We start from the raw sequence: 18,701 nt of genomic DNA on the forward strand, positions 1-18,701 counted from the left end.
AGCGCCATGGCCCTGCGCGCCCCGCGGTCCACGACCGCGCCACGGCGGGGGAGGGCGGGGCGGGAGCGATGCTTCCCCAGCGGGATCGGAGGCTGCCCCGGGACGCGCGCTCGGCCGCTTCGGCGGTGACGGCCGGTACGACGTGACGGAGTGCTCCGACATGAGCGACACTGCCCTGACGACGGGGACCGACGGCGACGAGCGTGCCGCGCAGACCTTCCCGCACCTCGACGACGCGATGGCACAGCGCGTCGCCGGTTACGGCCGGGAGGAAACCCTGCCGGCGGGCACGGTGATCTTCGCGCGCGGTCAGCGGCGAGTGGATTTCTTCCTCGTCCGGACCGGACGGATCGAGATGTTCGAGACCGACCACGCCGGTCGGGCGACCGTGTTCACCGTGCATACCGAAGGCCAGTTCACGGGCGAGCTCGACCTGTTCAACGATCGCGAGATCCTGGTCTCGGGCCGTGCGGCCAGCGACGCGCGGGTGGTGCGGATCGACCGCGCGGCCTTCCGCCGGCTGGTCACCGCGGAACCCGATATCGGCGAGATCATCATGCGGGCCTTCATCCTGCGCCGGGTCGGGCTGATCCGCCATGGGCGCGGCGGGGTCGTCCTGATCGGCCTCGGCCACCAGCGCGAGACCCTGCGCCTGGAGCGCTTCCTCGTCCGCAACGCCTATCCGCACCGCATCCTCGACGTCGCCCTCGACGGCGCGGCGCGCGACGCGCTCGACGGCTTCGGCCTGACGGAGGCCGACCTGCCGGTGGTCCTCGCACCGGGCGAAGCGGTCCTGCGCAACCCGAGCAACGCCGACCTGGCCGATATCCTCGGTCTGACCGAGGCGCTCGATCCGGACCGCGTCTACGACGTCGCGGTGATCGGCGCCGGTCCGGCGGGCCTCGCCGCAGCGGTCTACGCCGCCTCCGAAGGGCTCGACACCATCGTGGTCGAGGGCCTGGCCCCGGGCGGGCAGGCGGGCACGTCCTCGAAGATCGAGAATTATCTCGGCTTTCCGACCGGCATCTCCGGTCAGGCGCTGGCCGGCCGGGCACAGGTCCAGGCCCAGAAGTTCGGGGCGCGGCTCGCGATCTCCCGCATGGCGGCCGGTCTCGACTGCCGGGGACCGGCCTTCCGGGTGCTCCTCGAGGACGGCACGGCCATTCCCGCCCGTGCGGTCATCGCCGCAACCGGCGCCCGCTACCGGCGGCTCGACCTGCCGCGCTACGCGCATTTCGAGGGGCAGGGCATCCACTACGCCGCCACCGCCATGGAGGCGCAGCTCTGCACCGGCGCGGAGGTGATCGTGGTCGGCGGCGGGAATTCGGCCGGGCAGGCCGCGATGTTCCTGTCCCGCACCGTGGCCCATGTCCATCTCCTGGTGCGGGCCGAGGGCCTCGCCGCGACCATGTCCGACTACCTCGTCCGCCGGATCGCCGCGTCGCCGCGGATCACGCTGCACGCGCGGACCGAGATCACCGCGTTCCACGGCGACGACACCCTGACGGGGGTGACCTGGACCGACCGGGCGCGCGACCGGAGTGAGACCCGGGCCGTCGGGAACGTGTTCATGATGATCGGGGCCATGCCGAACACCGGGTGGCTCGCCGACTGCCTCACCCTCGACCCGAAGGGCTTCGTGCCGACGGGGTTCCGACCCGACGGGACACCCGCCGCGTCGCCCTACGCCACCACCGTCCCGGGCCTCTATGCCGTCGGGGACGTGCGCGCGGGCTCGGTCAAGCGCGTAGCCTCCGGGGTGGGCGAAGGCTCGGTGGTGGTGCAGGCGGTTCACGGTTTCCTGCAGACGGAGCCCTGATCGGTCCGGCCGCCATCCGGTCGGCCCGACCAATATCGCCGGTCGAACATTTGATCAGCGCCGCGCGCCAACTGAATTTAAAGGAAAATTAACCATCTTATCCCCACAGGTTGCGGGGCCCGTCCGTCTGGTGTCGCGTTTCGGGAAGTGCAGGCAGCGGAGCGATCAGCGGCATGTTGGGATTGGATCGCGTTTCTCTCAAGTCCGTGGCCGCCGTCCAGGCCGGCACGGTCGTGGTGCTCAGCGCCGTCATGGTCTGGAGCAGCCTCGCGCTGACCAGCCCGCCGCGCGGCTCCGGGCCGGATGCCGCCCAGGTCCGCCGCACCTCCGAGGCGTTCGCCGGCGCCCTCGACCGCAGCCTCTTCGAGGTGTCGCAGGACCTGCGCACCGCGGCCGTGGCCCTTCGCCAGACCGGCACCGGCCTGATGGATGCCGATCCCCAGGCCGTGCTGCGCGCCTGGTCCGACCTGCGCCCGGCCTATGCCGACATCCTCCTGGTCGGTGCCAACGGACGCGTCCGGGCCGCCGGCCACGAGGAGATGATCGGCCGGGACGTCTCGGGACAGCCCTGGTTCGCCGGGGCACGGAACGCCTCCACGACCCTCGTCACGGCCTCCGCGACACCCCGTGACCCCGTCCCCTTCGAGGTCGCGATCCCCGTCGCCGGATCGGGCGCCCGCAACACCGAGTACCTCGTCGCCCGCCTGGCCGACAGCTGGCTCGCCGATCTCCGCGGTGGAATCCTGCGCGCGCAGCCCACGCCGGATTCCACCCTCGCCCTCACGGTCCTGGCGCCCGACGGCCGGGCTCTGGTGAGCGGCGCCCCGCGGCCGGGCGCCGACGGGGGCACCCGCACCGCCGAGCACGCCACCCCGAGCGCCGGCTACGGCGACCTCGGCCCGTCGGGCTGGCTCGCGGTCGCCCGCACGACCGAATCACGCGGCGCCGGTCTCGGCCTGCCGGACCCGCGCCTCTGTGCGCTCTGGCTCGCCGCCGCCCTGCTCGCGGCGGCCCTGGCCTACGCCCTCACCGGGCGCCTGACGCGGCGCCTGGCCCGGATCACGGAAGCGGACGGCGAGGCGATCGTGCCCTCGCGGATCGCCGAGTTCCGGGCGAGCGCCGAGCATCTCGCGGCCCGCGAGCGCAGCCGCGCCCGCGCCCTGCAGGAGGCCCGCACCGCCCTGGCGCGGGTGCGCGAGCGCCTGCGCACCTTCGAGGCGATGTCGGGCTGGACCTACTGGGAGATCGACACCGACGCCGGCAACGTCACCTGGGTGGATGCCAGCGCCCCGGGCGTCGCGGCCACCTCCGACCGGGCCGTCGCACTCACCGACCTGACGGACGGCATCAAGCCGCAGGATCGCGACCTGATGCGCTTCACCATGCAGGCCGCCCTGGACGGGGAGGGCCCGCACGACGTGGTCCTGCGCCGCGCCGACACGACGGACGGCCAGGAGTCGCGGCGCCTCCTCGTCCGCTTCATCCGCGGCAGCGCCGAGGTCTCCGCCCCCGGCGCGGCCCGCCTCCACGCCCTGAGCCGCGAGATTCCCGCCGGCCTGGCCGGCGGGGAGACGGGCGCGCAGGACGGGACAGCCCCCTCCGACGGCAGGGCCCAGGCCACCGAACGGCGCGGCGAGAGCATGCTGCGCCAGGTCATCGACGGGGTGGTCGACGACTTCAACAACCTGCTCACCGTGATCAGCGGCAACCTCGGCACGCTCAAGCGCCGGTACGGCCTCAACCCGGACCAGGTGCGCCTGGTCGAGGCGGCCCTCGCAGGCGCACAGCGCGGCTCCAGCCTGACCCGCCGCCTGGTCCGGTTCGTGCGCCGCGACGACTCCACCCTCCAGGAGACGGAGATCGGGACCGCCCTGAGCGCCTTCGTGCCGTTCCTCAGCGCCAACGTGCTGAACCAGGCACCGATCAAGCTCCGGGTCCGCTCCGGGCTCGCGCGCGCCCAGTGCAGCGAGGCCGTGCTGGAGGCCGTGCTGCTGAACCTCGCCTTCCACGTCCGCGACCTCGGCTCCGAGGGCTTCGCGATCGGCGCCGACGAGCGGGTGCTGTCCGAGGAGGACGGGATCGCCCTGCGTCCGGGCCGCTACGTGCGCCTGGTCCTGGCCAGCGGGACGCCGGCGCGGCTCCCCGCCCCGGTCAAGCCGGCCGGCGAGGAGCGCTCCACGGCCGCCGTGGCGAGCCTGCTCAGCGGTATCGGCGGCGGCTTCCGCCTCGTGGCCGACGGGCGCGGCGATTCCGCCTTCCTGGCCGAGATCTGGATCCCCGCCAGCGAGGCCCCCGCCGAGGCCGGCCACGAGGAGACGGCCGCGGTCCAGCCGCGCCTGCGCGTCCTGCTCGTCGACAGCGACACCCTGGTCCGCGAGAGCTTCGCCGAGGCGCTCTCCGACCTCGGTCACCTCGTCACCCAGGCCGGCTCCGCCGAGCATGCGCTGACGCTCCTCGATGCGCCGGAGGGCTTCGACGTCATGGTCGCCGACCAGCGCATGCCGGTGATGAGCGGCCTGCAGCTCGCCGCCACGGTGGTCCAGCATCATCCGGGGATCCGCATCGTCCTCGCCGGCCCGCAGGGCCACCTGCCGGAAAGCGCCCGGGCCTTCCTGCAGATCGAGAAGCCGTTCCGCTACGGGGACCTCGCCGCCGTGATGCGCCGGGCGGCCCGCGACCCGGCCGCCAAAGCCGCCTGAGGGCCCCTGAGGGCCGCCCGGCCCGCGTCCCGCCCGAGGGGGCAGCGACGCGAAGCCGGGGGTGACCCCGGCGCGAGCGCGGCCGCGGGCGGACAATCCACAGGGCCATCCTCAGAAAAAATCCGGTCCCGGATCGGCGGCCCGCGCGGCGGCCGCGACCGCGGTTCCAAGGACGAACCATCCCGTCTCGGCGGCGCGCCGGCGGTCGAAACCCGCAACAGACCCGACTCACCACGCGCTTCGGCCGCATTGTCTTGAGAATCCGGAGCTTCAAACTGCCTGGATGTTGTCAGAATAGTCGCGGACCAACGCAAATCCTCAGCCGCTTCTTTGTGCGCTTGCTCTTTATATGGTCATTGCGATCAGCAAGTCTTGGATGAGACGCCGCCCTCAAGCACATCGTATGCTGCAGGAAAGCACAACGCCGGCCCTCGCGACTTGCGAGATCCAGCTTTCGTGGCCGCGTTAAGATTCAATTAACCCCGAAGGTCGATGAATTACCGCGAGCGGACGCCGTCGATTTCCATCCATCGCGCGCGAATGCCTCACGGAACGGATCATCCGCCTCGATGTCGCGCATCGCCCTCCTCGCCTCGACCCTGCCCCTGATCCTGGGCCCCTCGCACGCCGTCGTCGCCGCGGACTGGTACACCGGTGCGGAGCCGGTGATCCTGGACGACAACTGGACGGTGGCGGTCGACGCCTCGGTCGCGGTCACCTCCAACAGCTCCGCCTTCGGCTCGGCGACGGGCACGATCGCCACGGAGGGCACGCTCCTCGAGAGCGGCCCCCGCCTGCGCGTCGAGGGCGTCGCCGGCACCTACAGCTATCCCGGGCAGAAGGTGGGCCAGCGGGTCACGGGCTACCAGCAGGAGGGCGCCCTCTCGGGCGGCTACGAGTGGATCTGGCGCGATGCGGCCCTGGCCGGCTTCGTCGGCTTCAACGTGCGCAGCAACCAGCTGTCGATCCTCGATCCGGGCAATCCCGTCGTCGGAACCGGCGTGGGCGCGAAGTTCGCGGCCAACTTCTATGCCCGGCCGACCGAGAACACGATGGTCTCGGCCTACGGTTCGTACTCGACCCAGTTCAACGCCTATTATTCGCGCTTCCGCGTCGGGTACATGGTCGCCGACGGGGTCTATATCGGTCCCGAAGCCATGTTCCTCGGCGACAATTTCTTCAACCAGTACCGCATCGGCGGACATCTGACCGGCTTTTCCTTTGGCCCGATCAAGATGGCCGTCGGCGTCGGCTACGTGAAGGACCGCATCCAGGGCAGCGGATACTATTCGACGGTCGAAGCCAGGACGGCATTTTAGACGCGTTTTCAGACTTTGTTAGGTTCGATTGCGAGCGGGTGCGCGTCGGTCACGTTTCTTCAGATGTCCCATCCTACAACAGTTGAGCACGTTCAGTCCCGGCCATGCACAATCCCTGCGACGTGTGGCCGGGACTGCGTTGGCAGGCAGATCGCTCCGGTGGTTCACAGGTATTGCGTCGTCCCGTTCCCGCGCAGGCCGCGACCCTGAAGGCCCCCTGGGCCCGGGTCCGCCTCGGGAGAACGCGGGCGACGCCGATTGCGGAAGGGCAGGCTCGTGGCAAGTGCATTTCGTTGGATGGCCTGGATCGCGTCGGCCGCTGCCGTCCTCGTCCTGCTGAGCCAACCCGTCAGCACGCAGGACCAGCTGATCATGAGCCTCTGCGCCATGGCGGCGATGGTGGTGCTGTGGGTGTTCTTCGACAACCAGCCGGCGCGCTTCGTCTTCCTCGCCTTGGGCAGCCTCGTCGTGCTGCGCTACATGTTCTGGCGCGTGACGAACACGCTGCCCTCGGTCGGCGATCCGGTCAGCTTCGGCTTCGGACTCCTGCTCCTCCTGGGCGAGCTCTACTGCGTCTTCATCCTGTTCGTCAGCCTGACCATCAACGCCGACCCGCTCCGGCGCGCCCCCCCGCCGGTGGCCGCCGCCGATGACCCGGTGGCCCTCGACGCGCTGCCCACCGTCGACATCTTCGTACCGAGCTACAACGAGGATGCGGGCATCCTCTCGGTCACCCTCGCGGCCGCCCGCCTCATCGACTATCCCGCCGACAAGCTGACGGTCTGGCTGCTCGACGATGGCGGCACCGACCAGAAATGCGCCGATCCCGATCCGGTGAAGGCGCAGGCCGCGATGCGGCGGCGGATGGAGCTCCAGGCCCTGGCCGCCTCCCTCGGGGTCGAGTACCGCACCCGCGCCCGCAACCAGCACGCCAAGGCGGGCAACCTCAACAACGGGCTCAAGCACTCGCAGGGCGAGATCGTCGTGGTGCTCGATGCCGACCACGTCCCGTTCCGCTCCTTCCTGCAGGACACGATCGGGTACTTCGCCCAGGACCCGCGCCTGTTCCTGGTGCAGACGCCGCACGCCTTCCTGAATCCCGACCCGATCGAGCGCAACCTGCGCACCTTCGACCGCATGCCCTCCGAGAACGAGATGTTCTATTCGGTGACGCAGCGCGGCCTCGACAAGTGGAACGGCTCGTTCTTCTGCGGCTCGGCCGCGCTCCTGCGCCGGCGCGCCCTCGACGAGGCGGGCGGCTTCTCGGGCGTCACCATCACGGAGGATTGCGAGACCGCCTTCGAGCTGCATTCCCGCGGCTGGAACAGCATCTACGTCGACAAGCCCCTGATCGCCGGCCTGCAGCCCGAGACCCTGGAGGCCTTCATCGGCCAGCGCTCGCGCTGGTGCCAGGGCATGTTCCAGATCCTTCTGCTGAAGAACCCGCTGTTCAAGGGCGGCCTGCACGCGATCCAGAAGGTCGCCTACCTGTCGAGCATGACGTTCTGGTTCTTCCCCGTGCCGCGGCTGATCTTCATGTTCTCGCCGCTGCTGCACATCTTCTTCGACCTGAAGATTTTCGTCGCCAGCGTGGATGAATCCATCGCCTATACGGCGACTTACGTCGTCATCAACCTGATGATGCAGAACTACGTCTACGGGAAGTTCCGCTGGCCCTTCGTCTCCGAACTGTACGAGTACGTCCAGGGCCTGTTCCTGTTCCGCGCCATCGCCTCGGTCATCGTCTCGCCCCGGCGCCCGACCTTCAACGTCACCGCCAAGGGCACGACCCTGGAGCAGGACCACCTCTCCGCCCTGGCCTGGCCGTTCTTCGCCGTCTACGGCCTGCTGCTGCTCGGCTGCGCCACCGCCCTCTACCGCTACCTGTTCGAGCCCGGCGTCACCAACCTGATGCTCGTGGTCGGCCTGTGGAACTTCTTCAACCTGCTCATGGCAGGCGCCGCCCTCGGCGTGGTGGCCGAGCGCCGGGTCACGGAGGCGAGCCCCTCCCTGGCGATCAACCGGCAGGGCCGGATGATGCTGGCCGGCCGCGCCCTCGACGTGGCGGTGGACCGCGCCTCGGCCGTCGGCTGCACCGTCCGGTTCGGGGCCGACGTCCTGCCGTTCGGCACCGGCAGCACCTACCGCACCGGCCAGCTCACGGTGCAGCCCCTCGACGGAGCCCCCGCCGGCGGCGTGCTGCCCTTCGAGGTCGGGACGATCGCCCATGCGGGCGACGACGTGGTGGTGACCCTGCGCTTCCAGCCCCTCGACGCGCAGGGCTATGCCGGCCTCGCGAGCCTGATGTACGGCGATGCCGGCGCGCTGCTGCGCTTCCAGCAGGGCCGGCGCCGGCACAAGAACATCGTCTCGGGCACCCTGCAGCTGATCTGGTGGGGCCTGGTCGAGCCGTTCCGCGCCTTCAGCTACCTGTTCAAGCCGCGCCCGCGGGCAGCGGCCGCCCCCACGGCCGACACGGCCCTTCCACGCGCCGCGCCGCGGGCGCCGCTCCTGCCCGGCGGCAGCCCCGGCGGGGCGGAGGCCGCCCGGCCACGCCCGGCCGAGAACCCCCTGCCGGCTCGGCCGAGCTTCGCGCGCAGCAACGACGGCGAGCCGGGCACCGACTGGGTCCGCCTGATGCTGGAATTCGAGAACGATCGCCTGCTCGGCGGAGCGGCGGGCGGCGGCCGCGGCGCCGATCTGCACGCCCGGTCGTGAGGGAGGTTCGCATGCGTGTCACGACGATCACCCGCGGGCTTCTCGCGCTGGCGCTGGTGGGCGGCGCCACCGAGGCCCGGCCCCAGAGCTTCATCGGTGCGGGCCCCGCCGAGCGCTTCTCGGTTCCCCCCGCGGGCGACGCCCTGCGCCGCGAGCCCGCGCGCGGGCCGGCGGCCGCCGTCGCCCCGACGCCGTCCCCGGCGGCCCGGGAGGGCGCCCTGGGGTCCATCGGGCCCGCCCGGCGCCTGCCGGCCACCACCGGCGGGTTCCGCCTGGAGGGCGAGGAGGACGTCCTGCGCTTCCCCGTCTACGTCACGGAGGCGCAGAGCCGCGGGCGTCCCCGCCTGCGGGTGTCCTACCTCTCCGCCATCTCGGTGGCGCCCGAGACCTCGGAACTCGTCGCCAGCGTCAACGGCGTCGTGGTCGGCCGCACCCGCATCCAGGCGCCCGGCGCCGTCAAGGTGGTGGAGTTCGAGCTGCCCGAGGGCAGCCTCAAGCTCGGCTACAACGCCGTCGATCTGTCGGCGAGCCAGCGCCACCGGGTCGACTGCTCCCTCGACGCGACCTACGAGCTCTGGACGCAGATCGATCCCTCGCGCTCCGGCCTCGTCGTGGCCCCGGTGGCGGCCGCGGGCATCGAGCTGAAGGACCTCGCCGCGCTGGAACCCGACGACGGCGGCGCCCTGCCGGTCCGCGTCGTGATCAACGACAAGCCGAGCCTGCCCCGCCTGGAGCGGATGTTCCACGCCATCGAGGCGATCGGCCTCGTCGGGCGCATCGCCCGCCCGGTGGTGGAGTTCGGCTCGGTGATGACCGGCCGGGCCGGGATCAACCTCATCGTCGGCACCGCGGCGGAACTGCGCGGCACGCCGGACATCGAGGCCGTCGGCCCGATCACCGGTCCGAAGCTGGCGATGCTGCCGCCGCGGGAGGACCGGGCCCCCGCCCTCGTCGTCAGCGGCACCAGCTACGACGAGATCGAGTCGGCGATCGCCACCCTGGCCCGCGGCACCGAGCCCTACGGCACGCCGCGCGGCCTGAAGGCCGCGGCCCTGCTGCGGGGCGCCCCCCTGGAGAGCGGCGACCGGATCGCGCTGCAATCCCTCGGCGTGGTGACCCGGGAATTCTCCGGACGCCTCCTGACCACCCGTTTCGACGTCCAGCTGCCGCCGGACTTCCTGCCCGCCGATTACGGCAAGATGCTCCTGAACCTCTCGGGGGCCTACGCGTCCGGCCTCTCGTCCGAGGCGCGGATCCTCGTCGACCTCAACGGCCGCAACGCCGCCAGCGTGCCCCTGCCGCAGACGCGGGGCGAGGTCTTCGAGAACAACACCATCCCGCTGCCCCTGGGCCTGTGGCGGCCGGGCCTGAACCGGGTCGAGATCTCCGCCCAGGTGCCGACGCCCGGCGATGCCACCTGCGCCGCGGGCACGGCGGAGTCGAAGCGCGAGCGCTTCCTGTTCCTCGACCGGACCACCGTGACCGTCCCGAACCTGGCCCGCGCCGCCCGGATCCCGGATCTCGCCGCCACCACCAGCGGCGGCGCCCCCTTCCTGGAGGATGGCAAGCGGCCGCGCCTCGTGCTGCCCGTCCTCGATCGGGACACGGTGGCGGCCGGCGCGATGATCGCCGCGCGGCTGGCGAGCGCGGCCGGGCGGGTGATCGATTTCGAGCTGGCCACCGAGGCGCAGAGCGGGACGGGGCCGACCCTGGTGGTCGCTCCGGTCCGCGCCGTGGCGCCCGCGACCCTGACCGGGCTCGGCCTCGATCCGGAGCAGATCCGGCGGATCTGGGAGGCCCGCGCCGAGACGGCCCGTCCGGCGGGCCAGTCCGGCTCGGTGCCGGCCCCGACCCTCGACCGCCTGCGCCGCAACGTGCCGGCACGCTGCAGCCTGCCGGATCTCAGCTTCCGCGTCGCCGGCCCGGTGACGCCCCGCGGCACCGGACCGGACGCCTCCGCCGGGGCCCGCGCCGGCAGGGCCGCCGCCAGCGACGGCGACCTCGTGACGAAGTGGGACGAGACCCTGCGCGCGCGCCATCCCCTGCTCGAGGCCGCCGACGGCCTGGTGGAGCGGGCCTCGAGCACGGTGCGCGGCCTGCTCGGCGAGACGCGGACCTGGATCGATGCGGAAGCCTCGGAGCGGGCCTCCGCCGTGCCGCCGCGCGCCTCGCTGATCCTGGCCCAGGCCCTGTCCAGCGGCGGGATCGGCCTCGACGACACCACCACCCTGATCACGGCGCCGAACCCGCTCCTGCTCAAGGCCTCCGTGGCCTGCCTCATCGATCCGGAAGTCTGGTCGCGGATCGGCGGGCGCTTCGCCTTCCTGGATGCCGCCGACGGCCGCCTGGACACGGTCGAGCCCGACACCGTCCGCATCGTGGAGACCCGGGCCCCCTCGCTCTGGAACCTCCGGCTCGTGGTGGCGGGCTGGCTCTCGATGAATCCCGCCGTCTACGCGACGCTGGCGCTGACCCTGGCGCTCTGCCTCGGGCTGACCACCGCGCTCATGGTCCGCAACGTCGGCCGGAGGAATGCATGAGACGCCCGCTCAGGACCGTCCGCGGCGCAGCCCTCGCGGCCGCCCTGGCCACGGGCCTCGCGACCGGCTTCGCCGCCGGACCCGAGGCCCGGGCCCAGAGCGGGCCCGATGCCCGGGTCAACGGCGGGCCCGCGCTGATGCCCGCCGGCTCGGCCCGCGATCCCCAGCCCCGTGACCCCGCCATGCCGGACCTGCCGAGCTCCGTTCCCCCCGCCATCGCCCTGCCGGCGGCGCCGCAGGTCAAGGACGATTCCGCCCGCGCGACCCAGGCGCTCGTCGGGAGCCTGAAGGACCAGGAGGGCTGGCGCCTCTACCGGTCCCGCTTCGTCACCGAGGCCGGGCGGGTGGTCGACACCGCCAATGGCGGGATCAGCCACAGCGAGGGACAGGGCTACGGCATGCTGCTCGCCGTGGCGGCCAACGACCGGCCCACCTTCGAGCGGCTCTGGGGCTGGACCCGCGCCAACCTGATGGTGCGTCCGGATTCCCTCCTGGCCTGGCGCTGGGAGCCGGGCAAGCGCCCGGCGGTGGCGGACCTGAACGACGCCACCGACGGCGACATCCTGGTCGCCTGGGCGCTGACGGAGGCCGCCGAGGCCTGGGACGACGCCGGCTACCGCGTGGCGGCCCGGCGGATCGCCGTCGAGGTCGGCCGCCGCGCCATCCTGTTCAAGGACCGGAACGGGGCGCTGCTCCTGCCGGCGGTCACGGGCTTCTCGGCGGGGGAGCGTGCCGACGGTCCCCTGATCAATCTGTCCTACTGGGTCTTCCCGGCCTTCGCGCGCCTGCCCCTGGTGGCTCCGGAATACGACTGGGACGCCCTGACGCGCAGCGGCCTGCGGCTCCTGCGCCGCGCCCGCTTCGGCAGCGCCAACCTACCCACCGAATGGATCTCCCTGAAGGGCGACCAGCCCCGTCCCGCGGACGGCTTCCCGCCGCTCTTCTCCTACAACGCGATCCGGATCCCCCTCTACATGGCCTGGGCCGATGTGGGACGGCGGGAGGATTACGACCCCTTCGTCGCCCTCTGGTCCGGGCCGGACCGCGAGCGCCTGCCCATCGTGGACACCAGCGACGGGCGCACGGTCGAGTGGCTCGGCGAGAGCGGCTACGCGGCCCTCTCCAGCCTGCTGCTGTGTACCGTCAAGGGAACGCCGCTCCCCGACGGCTTCAGCCAGGTGCAAGGCAACGAGAACTACTATCCGACCACGCTGCATCTCCTGGCCATGGTGGCCGCGCAGATGAGGGGACCGTCATGCTTGAAGCGTTAGCGCGCCGGCGGAGCCGTGGCCCCGCGCCCCTCGGCCTCCCGATGGGCGTCGCCCTCGCGGCGCTCACCCTCCCGGCCCTCGCACAGGGTCCCGGCGGCGAGGATGCCAGCCGCGCGCCCGCCATCGTCGTCGACCCGACGGGATCGGCGGCCCACGGCATGGTCGACGAGAGCGCCCTGCGCTACTACGCGGCGCAGAAGCAGACCGCCCGGATGAAGGCGGAGGCCGCGCGGTTGAAGCAGCTCTACCCGGGCTGGACCGAGCCCACCGACCTCGACACGCTGCAGCCGAGCCCCCCCGAGGAGGCCCCCCTCTGGGATCTCTTCACCGCGGGCCGCTTCGACGACCTCTACGCCGCCATCGCGGCGCGGCGCACGGTGGACGGGGCCTGGCAACCCTCCGAGGAGCTGGCGCGCAAGCTGCGCCGCGCCGGGTTCCGGAGCCGGCTCAAGGGACTCGCCAGCGCCAAGCGCAACCTCGACGTGGTCGCCCTCTACCGCGCCGATCCGAGCGCCCTCGACCCCAGCGACGTCGAGAGCATCTGGATCGTCGCCGACGCGCTGGCGGCCGAGGAGGCCACGCCCCAGGCCTACAACCTCTACAAGTCCGTCTTGGATACCAGCAACGACACGGGCGCCCGCCTGGCCACCATCCAGAAGGCCATGTCGAACCTGCCCATGGCCGCGGCCGAGCAGCTCATCGCCCTCGGACGGACGGATTCCGACGGCAATTCCGAGTTCCGGCGCATCGCCATCGACATCACGCGCGCGCGGATCGTCGCCTTCCTGCACGACGAGGCCGCGCACGAGCCCACCACCACCGACATCGCCGCGTTCCAGGCCCAGGCCCGCAAGACCGGTGACCCGCGCGAGACCGGTCTCCTCGGCTGGTACGCCTACAAGCGCCAGCAGTTCCGCGAGGCGCTGGACTGGTTCAAGCTCGCGATCAGCCGCGGCGGCGACGCGATGATCGCCCACGGGCTCGCCCATTCACTGCGCGCGGTCGGCATGACGCGCGAGGCCGAGGAGGTGGCCTATGCCTGGCGCGACAAGTACGTCGGCAACAGCATCCTGTTCATCGAGCTCCTGGAGCGCAAGCTCACCCAGGCGAACCCCGCCTTCATCGATCTCGACCGGATCAACCGCTACGCGAAGGTGACGCTGGCCTCGAGTTCCGGGGAGGGCGCTCAGGCGCTGGGCTGGTACGCGTACAATTCCTGCCAGTTCGACGCCGCCCTGGAGTGGTTCCAGCACGGCATCGCCTGGCTGCCGAGCGAGTCGACGGTGCTCGGCTACGCGCTGGCGCTCCAGCGCCTGAAGCGCACGCGCGAGTACCTCGAGATCGTCAACCGCTACGACGGGCTGTTCCCGAAGGTGGTGGACCTGCTGTTCCGCGAGGGGCCGGAGGGTCCGCCGCTCGCCTGCAGCGTCGCGGCGGCGCCACCGGCCGGCGCACGCCAGCCCGCAGCCCCGGCCGCGACGGCCGTGCTCGCGAACACCGCCCGCGCCCCTGCCGCCTACGGCCGCGTGCCGAAGCCCGACGTCTCGGCCAACGGCGCGGTGCGTCCCCTTCCGGTCCTGCGCAGCGAATTCCCGCTGTCCGTCGCCTCCGAGAACCCGTTCCGCTACCTGCCGGCCGCCCTGGCGCGGCAGATGCCCGAGCGCAGTGCCGGCGGCTTCCTGGCCGAGCCCGCGACGGGTGCACCGCCCCTGGTCGCCCGCCGGGTGCCGGGCGCCGGGACGATGCCCTACGAGCGCTACGGCTTCGCCCTGCTGCCGGGCTACAACGGCATGACCCAGGCCTCCACCCTGTCCGATCCGCCCGCCGGCACCCAGTGGCAGGACCAGCAGGCCGCCGGCGCCAACGGCCAGACCCGCTCGAGCCGGGAATCCGACCGCTTCGGCATTCCGGGATCGCAACGCGCCACCTTCGTCGAGGCCGGCTCCAACGCCGGGCAGCAGCCATGAGTCGGATACGGCATTCCGGAACTGCGGCGGCGCTGGCGGCGCTGGTGATCCTGCCTGCGCTACCCGCCGCCGCCCGTCCCGGTCGCGCGGCGCTCGACCTGCCGGGCGCCGGCCCCGTCTCCGACGTGGCGCAGAACTCGTACCGCGACGGCTATGCCCAGCGGATCACCTTCCGAGACGATCCGCGCGGGGTCGCCGAGGTGAGCGTTCGCAGCGGGGAGGGGGGCTCCGGTCCCGCCCTCGCCATGGCCAAGCCGAGCCGGACGGGGGTCGCGGCGGAGTTGCGGGCGCGCTTCCCCGGCGAGACCATGCGGGTGGTGACCCAGGCGCACCGCAACGCCCACGGTCCGGTGGGCCTCGCCGTGGGCAACGACTGCCTCTACGCCTGGCAGTGGATCGATCTCGGCGGCGAGGCGGCGCGGAAGCGGCCGTCCGCCCTGTTCGGCAGTGAGTCCGCGGCACCCGCCGCCTCGGTGCGGATCAAGCTCTGCCGCACGGCGACGACCACCCTCGCCGACCTGACCCGCTCAGTGGAGTCGATGCGGCTCTTCGCCAACCCCGCCGATGCGCCCCGCCTCCAGCCGGAGACGATCGCCCGCCGGCCTTCGCCGCCGCGGCGGCGCGAGGCGGTCGCCCGGCCGACCGGGACGCCCCGCGACACTGCGCCGGGATCGGAGACCGTGCTCCGTCCGCCCGGCCCGATGGAACGGCCCGTCGCGGAGAAGCGGCCGGAGACCTCGACGCGCCGCATGGCCTCCGAGCAATCCGGCGAGACGCAGCGCTACCTCGTGCCGGGGCCCGGCGCGGCAGCCCCCGCGGTACCGGTTCCGGTGCCGCCGGGCGAGGGACAGGCCCCGCGCTACATCACGGATGCCGCGCTGCCGGACGGCACCGCCGCGATCATGGCCCCCAGACCGGCCCCGAACCGGGCCGAGGTCGAGGATCTCATAGCCCGCGAACTCCCGGCACGGGCCCTTCGGCCGCCGCCCTAGGCGGAGCCCGCCCAGCGACGACAGATCATGCGAACTGTGATTTTCCTGATCCGTCGTATCCGCAACCTAGAACACCCAGCTTGGCGCGCGAAGAATCAGGCAGCAGGGGTGATGGGCTACGGATACATGGCCCGGGTCGACGCATGCGGCGTTGCTTCGGCCCCGGTCGGCTTTACCGTGAGCCGGGGGGCTGCGCTGAGCCGAGGACCCGGCAGGGCGCCTGACCTTCGTCCCGGACGGCGTCTCCGGAAGTAAGAGCCGGCCGCGCGACCCGGCCCGAGGTCCAGGCCGTCGTCGCCGACCTCGTGCGCCGCCTGCGCGATCCCGATTTCGCGCTCGCGCGGCGCTCCCCCGGCATCGGCTCCTTCAACGGCGAGCACCACCGGCCCTGGCGCCCCAGGTGGCGCACGTCCTCACCGTGGCGGGGCACCGATCGCAAGGACCTGCTGATCCGGCGGGTGGCCCGACCCCACGGCCTGCAGCGGGTGGGACCGCTCATCCGCGAGACGATCCTCGATCGGGTCTCCCCTCGGTGGCCCGCAGCGAGGATGACGGCCGCGTCATCCTATGACCATCCCACGACCAACCACGGACGCGGCATCCCTGCCGCGTGGCGCCCGACGCTGGGCACAGCCATGCCGACACCTCGATGCCGAAGCTCGTTGGTCTCGCCGGATCGGTGGCCGCGGGCACGTCCGAGGCCGAGCGGGCGCGTCCGATGGGCGAGGCGGTCGGACCATCGCGGGTCGAGGCGGGTCCGGTCGTGCATGCGGGCGAACACGCTGGGGGAGACGACGTCCCATGGCAGGCCGCGCGAGACCTGACAGCGCTGCCGTCCCGGACGCCCTTCGCCTCGCGCGTCCGGATCGGTTCGCGGGGATCGCGGAGCGCGTGACACGGCTCGGCGCCCTGCATCCAGAGCCCAGCCTCAGACGTGCCCATCCTGCCGAATCAGTGAGCGCGCCGTCGGCCGGAGGCGACGGAACGCGGGCATGAGCCGTCGCGCGGTCCGACGGTCAGTGGAATCATCCAACCCCTGCGGAAGGGTCAGGATGGCGCGTCAGCGCACGCTCACAACGCGACTCCACCAATGTTCGGCGGCCATCCACCTGTCCTGGCGACAGGTGGGGGTTGCGGATCCAACCCTTGCCTCTCCCCTGTCGCGCGGTTTATATCGCATCGCAACAAAACGACTATATCGAGATCCAAGAACCTGTTGCTATCTTCTATCAAGCAACCGTCGAATTGAGCCTAACGCGTGATCCTATAGTTAGCTAACTTAATTTTTCCACCCTGAGACAACCGTTAATTGTCGCGCAAACCGCAATGCGGCAGAGCGAGCAACGTCGGTCACCGCGCAGAGAACGTCGATTTTCCGACTCGCGAATAATTGGCTTGGTTTCTGCTTCATTAGGAGAGATAGACGGGCACCGGAGCGAAATGGGACGGACTTGTCTCGTTTCGCTTCAGCGCCACGGGCTGATGGGAATCGATGTCTGCTTATCCTGAGGGCACTGTCACGATGGACACCACTTCTGCTCGGAAGGGCCTTGCCGTCGGCGCTACCTCGACCGCGCTGACCCCATCCCGTCCCGGCCTGGCCCGCCTCAGCCTGACGGCCCTGCGCCCCGCCCTGGACCAGACCCTGGCCGCCCTGGCCCTGTTCCTGGTCGCCCCCCTCCTGGTCCTGGTCGCCCTCCTGGTACGCCTCGACAGCAAGGGCCCCGTGCTCTTCCGCCAGACCCGCACCGGCAAGGACGGGCATCCGTTCCAGATCTACAAGTTCCGCACCATGCGCGTGCTGGACGACGGGGCGGTGGTGCACCAGGCCACCCGTGGCGATGCCCGCGTGACCCGCGTCGGCGCCCTGCTGCGCCGGACCAGCATCGACGAGCTGCCCCAGCTCCTCAACGTGCTGCAGGGCGACATGGCCCTGGTCGGGCCGCGCCCCCATGCCCTGGCCCACGACCTTTACTACGGCGCCGAGATCCCGACCTACCGCCACCGCTTCGCCGTCCGGCCCGGCATCACCGGCTGGGCCCAGATCAACGGCTCGCGCGGTCCCACCCCCACCCTGGCCGACATGCAGCGCCGTGCCGCCCTCGACCTCTGGTACATCGAGAACCAGAGCCTGCGCCTCGACCTCCAGATCCTCGTGCGCACCGTCCTGGCCGAAATCACCCGCCGCACCAACGCCTTCTGAGCAGAGCCGCTCGGTAGAACCGCGCACTCGACCCCGCGCAGGGCCCGACGGGGCCTCGCCTGAGCCGAACCAGCGTCGACGGGACAGCCGAAGCGCCCTCTCCGGGCCACCCTTCACCAAGTCGATGCGCTTGCGATAAGCTGGTGGGTGGCCGATTCACCGCCCGCCTTCACGCAGAGCGACGTCCGATGCACGCTTCCAACACCCTCGGCGCCAGGATCGAATCCCTCCGGGGCTCGATCCAGCGCAACATCCATGGGGTCCGCCTGGCCGCCGCCGTGGAAATAAGCAAGCCGCGCACCCGCGGCACCGGCTACGCGCTCTTCGCCCTCGGCATCGCACTCGGCGTCCTGATCTCGTTCCTGCTCCAAGTCCTGGCCGTCTTGGTCATGATCGCCCTGGGCTTCGCCCTCGGCTACGCCGCCCGGTCCTATGTCTCGAAGCGCCGCAAGGACCGCTTCCTGCAGGAACGGCTGATGCGCTGAACCGAAGCGGACGGTTCGCGCGAAGCTCCGCCCGCCTCCGAATCCTTCCCGGCATGGGACGTAAGACGGGTGGAGGTAACGTGGGTGAATGCCGTCGCCCGGCGCGCGGGTCATCGTCGACGGGCTGGCCGCGTCCCCCCGATGGCCAGTGTGGCCCCGCTTCCGCGCTCCCCCCAATAGACCGCGGGTGGGGCCACCCCCTTGGGGAAGGGCAGCCCGGGATGCCGCCCGCGGACGAACCCCCGACCCCTGAAGTAACTCATATCCTCAGAGAGGGCGCGAGGCGCGCATGCGGGCCAGCTCCATCGCGGCCAGCGCCATGGGGATGCCGATGAGGAGGAGGGCGAAGAGGAGGGCCATGCGTCACCGTCCGGATGCGTCGGGTTGAGGCAGGCTGTCCGGACACGCGGAGCGCCCGAGGCGAGACCCTGCCCGAGGGACCAGCATCAACGCCGGACCCGGGGATAGGGTTTCGCGATTGGCGCGAACGCGCGCGTGTCCGACGGGCATGCCCGCCAGGACCCGGTGCGCGTACATCCGGCGTCACCCGATCCGGCGGCATGGCCGTCGCCGGTCCGGCAACCCGAGGGCGCCACCGGCTTGCGCACATCCTGGCGCGGCATGGTTAAGGATCGATGAAGAGCCCGGCGTAACGCGCCCGGAATTGCGGGCCCGGAGCCGCCGTCCG

General features: G+C 71.7%; 10 protein-coding genes. All 10 read left to right on the top strand.

The window, feature by feature from the left end:
• Positions 1 to 160: 160 nt before the first annotated feature.
• Positions 161 to 1,819 carry an FAD-dependent oxidoreductase gene (locus tag AC1MGR_RS13140; RefSeq protein ID WP_480231877.1) on the top strand — a complete coding sequence of 553 codons (1,659 nt, stop codon included), beginning with the start codon at positions 161 to 163 and terminating at the stop codon, positions 1,817 to 1,819.
• A 173-nt stretch (positions 1,820 to 1,992) separates the two neighbouring features.
• The gene (locus AC1MGR_RS13145) at positions 1,993 to 4,518 is read left to right on the top strand and encodes a response regulator (protein WP_480231878.1); all 2,526 of its coding nucleotides are present in this window, start codon (positions 1,993 to 1,995) and stop codon (positions 4,516 to 4,518) included.
• A gap of 569 nt (positions 4,519 to 5,087) precedes the next feature.
• Positions 5,088 to 5,837 (top strand): cellulose biosynthesis protein BcsS, encoded by a 750-nt coding sequence (gene bcsS / locus AC1MGR_RS13150; RefSeq protein WP_108040694.1) that lies wholly within the window; start codon positions 5,088 to 5,090, stop codon positions 5,835 to 5,837.
• Positions 5,838 to 6,134: 297 nt separating this feature from the next.
• Positions 6,135 to 8,555 (top strand): UDP-forming cellulose synthase catalytic subunit, encoded by a 2,421-nt coding sequence (bcsA, locus tag AC1MGR_RS13155; RefSeq protein WP_480231879.1) that lies wholly within the window; start codon positions 6,135 to 6,137, stop codon positions 8,553 to 8,555.
• An 11-nt stretch (positions 8,556 to 8,566) separates the two neighbouring features.
• Positions 8,567 to 11,095, top strand: a complete 2,529-nt coding sequence (locus tag AC1MGR_RS13160) for a cellulose biosynthesis cyclic di-GMP-binding regulatory protein BcsB (RefSeq protein ID WP_480231880.1) — start codon at positions 8,567 to 8,569, stop codon at positions 11,093 to 11,095.
• A 137-nt stretch (positions 11,096 to 11,232) separates the two neighbouring features.
• On the top strand, positions 11,233 to 12,366 hold the full coding sequence (locus AC1MGR_RS13165; protein WP_480234789.1) for a family 8 glycosyl hydrolase: 1,134 nt from the start codon (positions 11,233 to 11,235) through the stop codon (positions 12,364 to 12,366).
• The gene (locus tag AC1MGR_RS13170; protein WP_480231881.1) at positions 12,351 to 14,333 is read left to right on the top strand and encodes a hypothetical protein; all 1,983 of its coding nucleotides are present in this window, start codon (positions 12,351 to 12,353) and stop codon (positions 14,331 to 14,333) included. The genes AC1MGR_RS13165 and AC1MGR_RS13170 overlap by 16 nt, the downstream gene beginning before the upstream one ends.
• Positions 14,330 to 15,325: a cellulose biosynthesis protein BcsN gene (gene bcsN / locus AC1MGR_RS13175; RefSeq protein ID WP_480231882.1), complete on the top strand. Its 996-nt coding sequence runs from the start codon at positions 14,330 to 14,332 to the stop codon at positions 15,323 to 15,325. The genes AC1MGR_RS13170 and bcsN overlap by 4 nt, the downstream gene beginning before the upstream one ends.
• 1,522 nt (positions 15,326 to 16,847) lie before the next feature.
• Positions 16,848 to 17,528 carry a sugar transferase gene (locus tag AC1MGR_RS13180; RefSeq protein ID WP_480231883.1) on the top strand — a complete coding sequence of 227 codons (681 nt, stop codon included), beginning with the start codon at positions 16,848 to 16,850 and terminating at the stop codon, positions 17,526 to 17,528.
• A gap of 188 nt (positions 17,529 to 17,716) precedes the next feature.
• Entirely contained in the window at positions 17,717 to 18,013 is a 297-nt protein-coding gene (locus AC1MGR_RS13185; RefSeq protein ID WP_108040300.1) for a hypothetical protein, read from the top strand.
• Positions 18,014 to 18,701 lie beyond the last annotated feature (688 nt).

The organism is Methylobacterium sp. BI1 (genome assembly GCF_056680125.1).